Raw genomic sequence first — 11,881 nt, 5'->3', positions numbered from 1 at the left:
CAGCCTAATAGTTGGTCGTGCCACCAACCAAGGTGTACGCTGGTCGTATTTATTGCATGTTGTGCAGCTTGTTTCGTGCATGCACGGTAGCGTGAATGCCAGGTAGCACAGGAAGGATGATGGTGGAGCCTCCGAGTCGAAGTATCGACACCCCGCAACTATCTGATTATCGAGCTGATTGCCTCGCTAATTGTCAGGTTCGGCAGGTGATGAGCTGATGCTCAGTGCGGTAGCTTTCCTCATTCTCGGCCTGGCAGTGATTTTCTTAATCATCGTGGCCAATGGCTATTTTGTAGCCCAAGAATTTTCTTATATGTCGGTGGATCGCGCGTTGTTGCGTACCAACGCGGCGCGTGGCGACGAAGCCAGCCAGCGCGCGCTGAATATCACCGACCGCACGTCATTTATGCTTTCCGGCGCGCAGCTGGGCATTACCGTCACCGGTTTGTTGGTCGGTTATGTGGCAGAGCCGCTGGTCGGGCAGTCGCTGGGTACGCTGCTGGGGGCAACGGGAATTTCAGTCACCGCTGCTGTCGCGATCGGCACCGTCGCTGCGCTGGCGGTATCGACGATCGTGCAGATGATTTTCGGTGAACTGTTCCCGAAGAACTACACCATCGCCGCGCCGATGAAATCCGCGCTCTTCCTGTCGCGCTCTACTGCCTGGTACCTGCGGATTTTCGGCCCGCTAATCAAATTTTTTGATCTTTCTTCCAACGCTCTGCTGCGGTTGTTGCGCATCGAGCCGGTCGCCGATATTGATGCTTCGGCAACGACGAAAGAGTTCGAGTCCATCGTCGAAAACTCACACGAGACCGGTGACATTGACGACGAGACCTTCATGGTGCTCGACCGGCTGCTGGACTTCCCGGACCACGACGTCGAACATGCCATGATCCCGCGTTCGCGCGTCGACGTGATCGACCCCGAGACCACCCTGGGTGAGCTGCGGGAACTCATGGCGATTGCGCATACTCGCTACCCCATCATCGACGACGAACACACCCCGATCGGTGTGGTACACCTGGCGGATATTTTGCTGACCGAGAAGCCGGATACCACCTTGGCCACGGAGCTGATGCGCCAGGCCCTGGTGGTGCCGGAGCTGATGCCGCTTCCCGACGTCGTCGTCGAGCTGCAGGAAAACGACGAGAAGCTGGCGTGCGTGATTGACGAGTACGGCGGGTTCGTCGGCATCGTCACCCTAGAGGATCTCGCCGAGGAAATTCTTGGCGACGTCACCGACGAGCACGATATTGATATCGAGGAATCCGAAGAGATCACCGAAACCGCCGAGGATCATTGGACTGTCGACGGCGATACCCCGCTGGATGAGGTGGAACGCGCCATTGGGCACGACCTACCCGAAGGTGATTACGAGACCGTCGCCGGATTGTTGATCGCGCAGGTTGGTTCGTTGGTTGAAGAAGGCGAAACGCACACCATCGAGTTGGAAGCAGAACCGGAAGACTGGATTGATGCCGATGCCGCACCGAACCGGCAGTTGATCATCACCGTTGATGAGGTCGAACGCCACGTGCCGTCGAGCTTGTCTTTGGAGTTGGTAGAAGAATTCGACGGCGAGGACGCTGATGAGGACGCCGGGCGAACTGGTGGTTCCGGAAGAACTGGCGGCAGCCGCAGCAGCAATTCGGAGAGGGGCTAAAAGATGCAGGAATGGTACATCGCTGGCCCGTTGAGCCTGGCAATCGTGATTTTGTCTGGTTTTTTCGTCATCATCGAGTTTTCTCTGATGGGTGCGCGTCGGCACCGTTTGGAAGAAACCGCGGAAACTTCTGCTGCCTCACGCGCGGCATTGCGGAGTTTGAATGAGCTGACGATCATGTTGGCCGGTGCACAATTGGGTATTACTGCTGCGACGTTTGCGCTGGGTGCGATTGCGAAGCCGTGGGTGCATCATTTGCTGATGCCCGCGTTCGCGGCTGTCGGTATTTCGGGTGGGGTGGCAGATACCATCGCCTTCGTTGTCGCACTGCTGATCGTGACGTTTTTGCACCTCGTGGTTGGTGAGATGGCTCCGAAGTCATGGGCGATCGCGCACCCGGAGCTTGCTGTACGGGTGATCGCACTGCCTGCCCGTGGGTTCATTTGGCTTTTCCGTCCACTGTTGAAGTGGATCAACGTGATGGCGAATAAGTTGGTTGCCGCCGCTGGTGTCGAGCCCGTCGACAGGGCTGGTGCGCAAGGCTATGACACAGATACTCTGCGCACGCTGGTACAGCACTCCGGGCAGACGGGTGCGATGGATCAAAAATCTGCACAGCAGATCAGCGGCGTGATCGAATTGGAAAATTCGACTGTCTCTGCCTTGGCGCGGGCACATGGTGTGGAGATCACTCCCCTACCCCATGATGCGACGGTGCGTGATGTGCAGGAGGCCAGCCGTTCGATGAACCGCCTGCGCGTGGTGGTTGCGGATGAGGAATCCGCGGTGCCACGGGTAGTGCACGTGCGCGATACCTTGTTGCATGATGCGGACAGCCCAGCCTCCGATCTAGCACGCCCGGCATTGTCTTTGGCTGGTTCCACGAAAGTGCAGCACGCCATCGAGCACATGCGAGCACTGGGCGAGCAGATCGTAGTCGTCGGCCGCGGAGACAACAGCGAGTCGCTGTGGATTCTGAACTGGGACGACATCATGGGCCAGCTGTGGCCAGAGATCACGAAGCAGCTGGAGCGCTAACGCCGTAGTTGTGGCGTAGTAGTCTCAACCTATTTACCTTCACGCATCTGCGTGCAGGAATGGCCACCCCTTTGCGTGTAAGAACGGCTCAAGCAGGTGCACCTTAGAACGGCGGCTCGTCTGAGTTTCGCTCGTGCGGGCCGCCACCTGCCTCGGCACCGGGCCCCTGTTCCTTCAATATCGCCACCGCTGCCCGAATCTTTTCCAGCTGTGCCCGGCACTGCGGAATCGTGACCGCAGAAAAACTCCGATCTGCCAAAGCAAGTTCTAGCCGCCGCATATTACGCGCCCACATCTCTTCTTCCTGTGTTTTGGTCAGCCATGTACAACGGTCTGCAGAATTTTCCGCAGAAAAGATCCCTGGAGGACAGCCTGCTTGTTTGCCTTGTTGTTCGCCGCGTTGCTCACGCTGCTGTTCTTCGTCCTGCTGATTTTTGCGCTGTTCTTCACGCTGTTGTTCGCGCTGCTGTTCTCTACGATGCTGTTGCTCCGCGTTTTCTCGGCTAGCTTGCCGGTAGCACTCGATTTTCTGCGCCACGGTTTGCGCCCACCGCCGATTCGACCCAGCGAGAGGGCCTTCAGCCTCTGTTGACTGCCACGAGCCATCGGCATGCAACCACACCGCCGTGCCACTGGCAGGATCCAAGATCGGGCGGATCCGCTTATCAGTTTTAATATTGTGATGATGCTGGCACAACGCCATGAGATTGTCCGGTGTGGTGGGGCCACCACGATTAAATTCCACAACATGATCCAGCTGGCACACAGCCGCAGGTCTATTACACCCTGGGTACCGGCAGTGTCCGTCCCTTCCTGCGACTGCACTACGCATCGCCGGGGTGGGAACGTACCCGGTAACTTCTGAGTGCATAGTCGCATCCATATCGCGGTGCTTCGTGGCACGAGAAGCAAGGTCGTTCGCGGCATCACCAAACAAGGTCGCTACCCCAGTACCTGTAGTAGTCTCCACAAACAACGGTGCATCGGCAATATCACTGGCGCGATAACAATTCAGAGTGAGAGTGGCTGCCTCGCCTTTGCCCAATAACAACTCCACAGCAGCATCACGTAAAGAAATCCCTGCCTCCTGTGCGTGGTTGCGGATCCGGGCGTCCACCTCGATAGCGGTGGCAGCATTGGTGTCAAACCGGAATTCATGGCTGTCATCACCATTGGCGATAACCGGAGAAAGATCGTTGACGGTATAAGTTTTCCGAGAGTTCTTTTTCTCGTTGACCCGCAGGCTGGAATCATATGCATCAATCTCACGAGTAATGCGAGAAGTGATGGTGCGTTTCGTCGCCATGCGTTGGGCAGGCTTGGTGGGGGTGAGAAGTTTCACTAGCATCTCATCAACCACGTCGAAAAGCAGCGCGTGGTATCCGCCGGCCTTACACAAAGCTCGGTCGATAGCGATCCAGTGTTCTACATCCAGGTGCCATAGCGTGGTGGCTAATGCATGAAGTTTTGGCAGCTCACTCATGCGGTAATAGGCTCCCATGATGGCTTCGACGCGCTGTTTGCCTTCCCCGCTATCTTTGGCAAGTAAGGATTCGAGTTGGTCGTAATCGTCGCAATCGAAGTCAATACCGCGATCCCACACGAGATATTTGTGGCGGCGCAGTTCTAGCATCGCCATTGCCTGTTTGCTGTGCGGGTTGCAATGCGTGAAATACGCAGTGGGGGCATGCGCCCCATCAGCATCGTTAGGTGTCGTGAACTCAGCCATGCTTCCCCCTGCTGGCATATTCGGCATCCAACCCCGTCGAATGCCCTGGTCGTTTTTACTTAGTTATAAGCTAGCGGGACCCCGTCACATACGACGCAACGACCACCACAAAATCAGAACATATGTTTGAATTTCAAATCCTATTCTCAATTTCCCTTACAGTGCGCAACCTTCGGGTGAGGCTACCTTCTCAATTAACCAATCTGCTGCTTGGTGGTGCAATCGATCTTGGCATACGGTCGACCCTTACTGTCGATATTGCTTAAGATATAGTTCCCGCCATAGGCTCGACATCCTGTATATCCATCAGCGCCTCCACCGCCACCACTAGCGGGATTAGGCGTTTGCTGTTGAGGCGCCGGAGCGGGCTGTGGCTGTGGGCTCTGCGGCTGGTGCTGTGACGGTGAGCCCTGCGACGGAGCTTGATAAGCATCGCTGTCAAACGATTGTTCGAATTCTTCCAAGGCGCGCTCTAACACAGATTCCTTTTCTGCAGCGCTCCGCTCCCGTTCACGTTTTCGCTCATCGCGTAGTTTTTGTTTTTGCTCCCTGAACACCACATCTAGCTCTGTGCTTAGTTCACTCGCACGCCTACTCGACTCATGTACTTCGTTTCGGAAAAGGTCTCCATATGCAGCGCGTTGAAAGTCTGATTGCTCGATCTTTTTGTACTTTAAGCTACCGAGACCCCTAATAACCCCAGCCACTTCTTTCCGCGCTTTCTTAATGCGCGTTAGATCCAAATCTCCCTGGACCATGCCCTGAAGATCTTGTTCAATATCATTGAGCTTTTGTTGTGCCCCCACCAACTCCTCAAAATTCTTGGCATCAGCGGTATAGCATTCAGGCCCAACACTGTGGATACCTTTATTGGCAGACTTCGCCTGTTCGGATGCCTCAGAGACTTCTGGATAAAAACGCCGATTGGGTGCTATCTCCATTGGCACTGCAAGACCTTCTGCTGCAATTTCCGCATTTATCAACGAGTCATCCAGGAAGACTCCTGCCAGAGTTCGACCATATTTGTCCTCGCGCTCTTCATCGAACTCAAGACGTACCTCAGTTCCAATAGGCAACCGGTTTTTCAGGAAATCACGGGCTTCTTCAGCCAAGCATTCCGATGGTTTACCTCCGCGACCAATTTCCGGCGTATCAATGTTCAATAGCCGAATACGTGTGGTTTCGCCTGAACTTTCGACATCAATCGTATCGCCGTCAACAATTTTAGTCACCGTAGTCGGGTTCCCCTGCACCACCCCGGTCGCCACAGCAATCCCTCCGGCTGCAAGAATCCCCGCCAGCGCCGTCTTAGCGATAGTACTTCCAATTCCCATGAAGCCCCTCAATACGCAATCCACCAAACCCCGTAAGCCTATACCAACGCCACGGGACCACGACAGATGCGCTATAGAAAAGTAGCTGTAAGGATTGGTTTTCCCACGTCTGCCTCAGCGCTACCCCGCAATTTACCCCACGCTGGCGGCGCGCAAGCGCGCACGTTTCGCCGCAACCTTGGCGACGATGCGATCGACCCGCGCGCGCTCTTCCAAAAACTGCGGTGGTTTACGCCCGCGCATACTCCGTGCGAACGCCGGGTGCGCGGACACAGCCGTCGTCTCCCACGCGTGCGCCGCCGTCGCAGCCATCCGTCCGACCTTGTTATACAAATGCGGCAGGGAGACCGCATCCAGATCGTGTGCCACCGCCTCGGTTTGTTCGAGCACGTACTCCACCAACTCGTGCAGGAAATCTACGGTATGTGTGGTGCGCTCATGCAGCGTGTGTACCAGTTCGTTGACCACAACCGGCGGGCCCGACAATGGGAAAAATGCTTGCAAACTTTCCGCCGTCACTGCTTCCGGTTCGCTCACCCGCTTCGTGCCGTCGGCAGCCGCCGACAAGCTCCCCGAAGCCACCCCAGAAACCAATGCCTGGCGCAAACCGATCAGCTCACCGACCACGTCGCGGGAATCACGGCGCGCATCTTCCACGATCTCTGCCAACTCAGCCAGGCAGTCCTCGACGAGTTCCGCGTCGTAATCTTCGACAGCCTCGATTACGTGCTCAATGTATTCGGCCACCTCGTCGCCAATGTTGTACACCTCTTGGGTGAGCTCACGATGGCGCAGCTCAGCAGCGATTTTGCGCATAACGAGGCTGTCTCCTTCTAAACCGTCGCGACCGAATACCCTGTCCCCCGACAGCACCTCCTGTTCGGCGCGCAACACCGCCCAAGGCAGTCTGCGAACCTCACAACCTGAAGTGCTAGTTGAGAGTTTCTCTGCGCTGTAGCCTATTGCAGAAACCACCCAAAAATGGTTCGACTCGCCGGAAAAATTCCAGCGGATTATCAGCTTGGCGACGGCTGCTTTGCGACGAGCCAGGCTACCGCGAGTACAGCTGCTCCAAAGCGTCTGCATAACGCTCGACGACGACATTACGCTTAACCTTCATCGTCGGGGTCAGCTCGCCGGACTCTTCGGTGAAATCGTCGGTAAGAATGTAGAACTTCTTGATCGCTTCGGCATGCGAGACGGTGGCATTGGCGGCGTTGACCGCATCTTGCACTTCCGCGCGCAACGACGCATCATGCACCAATTCGCTCACGCTGCGTGAAGCGTCAATGTTGTGCTGCGATTTCCAGCGCGCTAACGCTCCTTCATCCAGAGTCACCAGCACGCCGACGAAGGGCTTGCCATCGCCAACTACCAGGGCCTGCGAGATCAGCGGGTGCGAGCGCAACTCGTCTTCCATACCGCCCGGCGCGACGTTTTTCCCGCCGGCAGTCACGATCAGATCCTTTTTCCGCCCGACAATTTTCACATGGCCTGACGGCAGAATCTCCCCCAGATCACCGGTGCAGTACCACTGCCCGTCGAAGGCTTCGTCGGTAGCGTCCGAGTTGCGCCAATAGCCGTCGAAAACCAGGTCTCCGCACAACTGCAATTCCCCATCGCCGGCGACGCGCACGCGCATGCCACCCAATGGCGGGCCGACGGTGCCGATTTTCTGATCTTCGAAATCCACCGTCGCAGCCGCTGCGGTTTCAGTCAGACCGTAACCTTCATAAATTGGCACCCCGATGCCGCGAAAGAAGTGCATCAGTTCGGTGCTCATCGCCGATCCACCAGAAATGCAGTAGTCTACCTCGCCGCCCATGCCTGCACGGATTTTGGACAGCACTAGTTTATCCAGTGCTTTATGCGCGCTACGTAGCGCAAACGACGGCCCGTTCTCCGTATCTAGTGCGCGGGAATAAGCGATCGCGGTAGCCTCAGCGCGATCGAACAACGCGCCCTGGATTGGTCCTGCATCATGGGCTTTCGCACGCGCACCGTTGCGCACCTTCTCAAACACGCGCGGCACGCCCAGAATCAGGTTCGGTTTGGAGCGCTGGAATTCCGTCGGCAAAGTCGCGAAATCTCCCCAGAAGTTCTGCGTCGGTCCGCTGATCATCCCGGCTGCAGAGACCGAAAACGCCAGCACGTGTGCCAGCGGCAGAAACGTCAGCACATGCTTTCCGGCGTGCGCGATACCGCCAATCGGGTTGGTCAGCAGGCCCAGAATCTGCGCGTTCCAGTTGCGGTGGGTGAGCATGCATCCCTTCGGCCGCCCCGTCGTCCCCGAGGTATACACCAGCGAGGCCACGTCATCGGTTGCGGTGGCAGCGATGCGCTTGTCGACGAGCTCATCAGCAATATTTTTCCCAGCTTCTGTTAAGGCCGCAACCGCGCCATCGTTAATCTCGTAGACCGCGCGCATCTGCGAGCTGGAGTCTTTCAACCGCGGCTGTCCGTCGTCGGCAAGCTGCAACATGCGCAAGATTTCGGTGTGCTCTTGGGTTTCACCAATGCCGAGCACCGCTCCGGAGTTTTCGATGATCCACTGCACCTGCGAGAGTGACGATGATGGATAAATTGGCACGACGATGCCACCGGCAGCCCAAATCGCGTAGTTAACGAGCATCCACTCATAACGCGTATTCGCCATCAATGCGACGCGGTCGCCCTGCCCAACTCCGGCGTCGATCAGCCCCTTGGCCACCGCGTAGACCTCATCGAGAAACTCTTGGCGGCTCACCGGGACCCAGGTGTGGTTTTTCGGGCGGCTAAACATCTCGGCCTTGGGCTGGGATTTCACCGCATCAATGGTCAGGGTTAATAACGTCTGGCCAGGTTCAATGGTGTATTTCGCGGGGCTGAAGGCTTCTCGCACAGTTCTCCTAGGTGGTTACGTGCCGTTCCACTTACTCACTGGGTTACTGTACTCCCCCACCCCGCGTTTGCCCGAAGTCGGACGTGCTAATGCGGGCCGACGCCCACATGCCGGGCGTTCGCGGTGAAGCCTTAAGCTAGAAACAACTTAAAAACGACTAAACAAATACACCAGGACAATCAGTACCAGCAAAGTAATAAGTGCAAAACGCACTCGGGAACGCGGGTACTTCTTCTGCTTCGCCATGCCACTAGCCTAGCCTTTTACCGCTTAATCCGTCACTTGGCAGCCGACTGGCTATCCTGTGTCTTCGCTGCTGGTTTATTACGTACGCTACCCCGTAACGACAGCCAGGCAGCTACCACAAAGTTCACACCGCGCACGATTACCGTCGCCAAGACCGCCGCCACGATTCCTGCGACCACCACGACAATCGGCATCTGCAGCCACGGCGATAGCGATACCAGCATCTGCGTTACTCCCGTTAGAGTTCCCCCAGCTATCGATGTGCTGGTTATCAGTGCATCGTCCATTGCGTTCATTCTAGACATAGAGTCCTGCAGAGTGGAAGGGCACAATGTCTCCAATTAGACCCTCGCCAGGTAACGGTTCCTCCGACCTATTGGCATAAATCCATAAGTTTCCACACCAAATATGTTTCATCTGGCATACTTGAATAAACTGAGATACAGATAACAAACAGACATGAGGGCTCACATGTTAAAACGGCATCTTTTCACAACGCTCACGGCGCTCCTAGCGCTTATCGGGTCTGTTACAACGACAAATATCGCTTATGCGGATCCTTCGGTCCCAGCTAGCCAAGCCCCAGAGACCGTCACCCTTGCCAGTGATCTTCCCCCGCTTTCGGTCGACGGAGTAGGCGGCTATTCAGAAGAAGAAGTTGAAGAAATGCAAGAGTTTTTTCGCACAGTTGAGCAAAATATTGATGAGACAACTGCACAAGAAACGGGCCTGACCCCCGGAAAGTGGACACACCGGGGGTCAGGCCCTATCAAGGAACTACCCAAATAGTGATCGAACTAGCTTTTGGCGATCCACTCCGAGGCGTATTTAAGACCGAAGTCGATGACGATACCAAATGTATAGGAAGAAAATAATTCCATGTCTACTTCTGCAAATTACCCAGATTTTCGCACCACGAAAGATATTAGGGAATACGAGAGCAAATTTCTGGATCAGAGCGAACGGATTTGCGTCGTGGATTTAGCTCCGCGATGGACATCCAGTCGGTGCATGTTCGAATGCGGCTATACCACACGTGCCCAAGGTCACGCACTGCTCGATGAGGAAACCCCTGATTCAGATTTTCTCATCGAGCTAGGCGAATACATCATGATAGTTGCGCCTCCAACAGCTTGCGAGAAGCAAAACAGGGAAAAACAAGAAATCTCTTTATTGTTACGCGCAGGGGCTCTGGGCAAACAAATACAGAAAGAACGGATTGATTACTTTCTGGAACGATTCAACCAATACTTACAGAACATAACCACCCTCGACGAACTAAACGAGAGAATTTATAATCGGTCAGATGAAGATTTCGACCTATGTTCGTTAGCGCCTTATGCTGCATCTTTCGATGAGGATTATATTAGGCATCTATTGCGGTGCTATAAACGTGGAATAATTTCTCCACGAGAGACCTCTTATCACCAAGATCTTGAAGGAAACATTACTCAACATTATTCTCCGCAGTATACTGTGCGCAGTAGAGATATGTTTTACATCAAAGTAAAGCTCCCATGGAAATCTGAGTTCTTGCAGAATAATTTTCCTTATTCCCCAATCATTTTCCCGGAGAAGAAAGCCATCCAGGACGATCCCTCCCACATCGCTAACGATCCTAACTGGATAAAGCTAGTGTCTTAGTTTATGACATCACAACCACACGTCGTTACTCCCACTGGCATGATCACCGGGGCCTGGAGCAACAACCACACGGTGCGGCGCTTTTATTCCATTCCGTATGCGAACTTCCTCGGGGATTTTGACGACGCCGAACTGCGTACTGCCAACGGCGATGTGGATGCCAGCACACCCGCCCCAGATGCTGTGGCATTGACGGTCGCAGCCCCGGCCGATGCCCACGATCGCGACGATCTTCCGGTCATCGTGTTTATCCACGGTGGATCATTCGAAACTGGTTCACACGATGACCCGCGCCACGATGCCACCGCCAACGTGCAGGCTGGCTGCGTGCAGGTCAATATTGGTTACCGTAAGAAATTACCTGGATTTGCCCGCTTCAATAACGATGCCCCCGGTCATTACCGCGGGGTACACGACTGTCTACTGGCCCTAGAATGGATTCAGCGCAATATTGAATCTTTTGGCGGTGATCCCACAAACGTTACCCTGGCCGGACAATCCGCTGGGGCCAACTTAGTGCTGTGGCTCTGCCGCCCAGATCATTATCGGGGTGGGTTCCGCCGGGCAATTGCTATGTCGCCGGCCTCACCGCGTGAACCAATCGAAGCCCGCACTTCTACCCTGCGTATGGCAATGCAAGTCCCGCTGACTCGCCGCCGTTTGGCCGAACTGCCGCAGAAAAAACTCGACCGCGGCTACCAGCGCTTCAAATACCTACACATTAATGACGTCGCGTTAGGGCCGGACTTGCGCGAATTAGGTGAGCTTGCCGACGTCCCACTGTGGGTATCTACCACCCACGATGAATTTCACCACCACCCGCTAGCGGCCACCGATAGCAAACCGTGGGTGCGCAGTGTGCCAGGTTCGAAAGCACTGTTTAAAAAGACCGCACGGGATCTGCAATTATCCCGCAATTTTGACGCGTGGATGGAAGGTGCGCTCGCGCTGGATCCTTACCGCCCAATGGGCCGGTTGCTCACGGATGCTCTCATTGGACGCTGGGCGGCCAGCGCGGTCACCAAAGCCACCGGGCCAGTCTGGTTGTCTGAGTACTACCGCAGCACCCCAGGTGGTGTGCAGCATTCTTCTGATATCGCTTATTTGTTCGGCGTCGGCACTGGGCAGACGGAACGATCCGCGCGCAACAGATTGCACAAGGCTTTGTTGGCTTTTGCCCGCACCGGTGATCCGGGGTTTGCAAGCTACTCTTCCACGGGGCGCACCTGGCGGCTGGATTTCGGGACTGGAAAAGCCACGATGGCACAGTCCCGCATCCCGCGGTTGGCCAATCATTTCCCGACGGAATCCCGGCGCTAGTAGGTAGCCAGCGCTGGCAGGAA

General features: G+C 55.6%; 9 protein-coding genes. 4 read left to right on the top strand and 5 right to left on the bottom strand.

Features of this window, described 5'->3' with window-relative positions:
• Positions 1-217: 217 nt before the first annotated feature.
• The gene (locus U1140_RS07475; RefSeq protein WP_369847013.1) at positions 218-1,666 is read left to right on the top strand and encodes a hemolysin family protein; all 1,449 of its coding nucleotides are present in this window, start codon (positions 218-220) and stop codon (positions 1,664-1,666) included.
• Positions 1,667-1,669: 3 nt separating this feature from the next.
• Positions 1,670-2,704, top strand: a complete 1,035-nt coding sequence (locus tag U1140_RS07470; RefSeq protein ID WP_369846932.1) for a CNNM domain-containing protein — start codon at positions 1,670-1,672, stop codon at positions 2,702-2,704.
• A 103-nt stretch (positions 2,705-2,807) separates the two neighbouring features.
• Here U1140_RS07470 and U1140_RS07465 read toward each other — a convergent pair whose 3' ends face one another.
• The 5 genes from U1140_RS07465 to U1140_RS07445 form a co-directional block, all read right to left on the bottom strand.
• Positions 2,808-4,433, bottom strand: coding sequence for an HNH endonuclease signature motif containing protein (locus U1140_RS07465; protein ID WP_369846931.1), 1,626 nt, complete (start codon positions 4,431-4,433; stop codon positions 2,808-2,810).
• A 194-nt stretch (positions 4,434-4,627) separates the two neighbouring features.
• Positions 4,628-5,767 (bottom strand): thermonuclease family protein, encoded by a 1,140-nt coding sequence (locus tag U1140_RS07460; protein WP_369846929.1) that lies wholly within the window; start codon positions 5,765-5,767, stop codon positions 4,628-4,630.
• A 132-nt stretch (positions 5,768-5,899) separates the two neighbouring features.
• Positions 5,900-6,583: a hypothetical protein gene (locus tag U1140_RS07455; protein ID WP_369846928.1), complete on the bottom strand. Its 684-nt coding sequence runs from the start codon at positions 6,581-6,583 to the stop codon at positions 5,900-5,902.
• A 235-nt stretch (positions 6,584-6,818) separates the two neighbouring features.
• Entirely contained in the window at positions 6,819-8,648 is a 1,830-nt protein-coding gene (locus tag U1140_RS07450; protein WP_369846926.1) for an AMP-dependent synthetase/ligase, read from the bottom strand.
• Between the two features lie 278 nt (positions 8,649-8,926).
• Positions 8,927-9,181, bottom strand: a complete 255-nt coding sequence (locus tag U1140_RS07445; RefSeq protein WP_369846925.1) for a hypothetical protein — start codon at positions 9,179-9,181, stop codon at positions 8,927-8,929.
• A 592-nt stretch (positions 9,182-9,773) separates the two neighbouring features.
• Here U1140_RS07445 and U1140_RS07440 point away from each other — a divergent pair.
• Entirely contained in the window at positions 9,774-10,538 is a 765-nt protein-coding gene (locus U1140_RS07440) for a hypothetical protein (protein ID WP_369846923.1), read from the top strand.
• Positions 10,539-10,541: 3 nt separating this feature from the next.
• Complete coding sequence (locus tag U1140_RS07435; RefSeq protein WP_369846922.1) at positions 10,542-11,858, top strand: carboxylesterase family protein; 1,317 nt, start codon at positions 10,542-10,544, stop codon at positions 11,856-11,858.
• Positions 11,859-11,881: the final 23 nt, after the last annotated feature.

Source organism: Corynebacterium drakensteinense, from assembly GCF_041224285.1.
Classification (GTDB): domain Bacteria; phylum Actinomycetota; class Actinomycetes; order Mycobacteriales; family Mycobacteriaceae; genus Corynebacterium.
Note: the sequence above shows the minus strand (reverse complement) of the source record. Positions and strands in the feature narration are given on the sequence as shown.

Coding starts and splice junctions, on each gene's coding strand:
- U1140_RS07445 (WP_369846925.1), bottom strand. CDS start 9,181: ATGGACGATGCACTGATAACCAGCACATCGATAGCTGGGGGAACTCTA.
- U1140_RS07460 (WP_369846929.1), bottom strand. CDS start 5,767: ATGGGAATTGGAAGTACTATCGCTAAGACGGCGCTGGCGGGGATTCTT.
- U1140_RS07470 (WP_369846932.1), top strand. CDS start 1,670: ATGCAGGAATGGTACATCGCTGGCCCGTTGAGCCTGGCAATCGTGATT.
- U1140_RS07435 (WP_369846922.1), top strand. CDS start 10,542: ATGACATCACAACCACACGTCGTTACTCCCACTGGCATGATCACCGGG.
- U1140_RS07475 (WP_369847013.1), top strand. CDS start 218: ATGCTCAGTGCGGTAGCTTTCCTCATTCTCGGCCTGGCAGTGATTTTC.
- U1140_RS07440 (WP_369846923.1), top strand. CDS start 9,774: ATGTCTACTTCTGCAAATTACCCAGATTTTCGCACCACGAAAGATATT.
- U1140_RS07455 (WP_369846928.1), bottom strand. CDS start 6,583: ATGCGCAAAATCGCTGCTGAGCTGCGCCATCGTGAGCTCACCCAAGAG.
- U1140_RS07465 (WP_369846931.1), bottom strand. CDS start 4,433: ATGGCTGAGTTCACGACACCTAACGATGCTGATGGGGCGCATGCCCCC.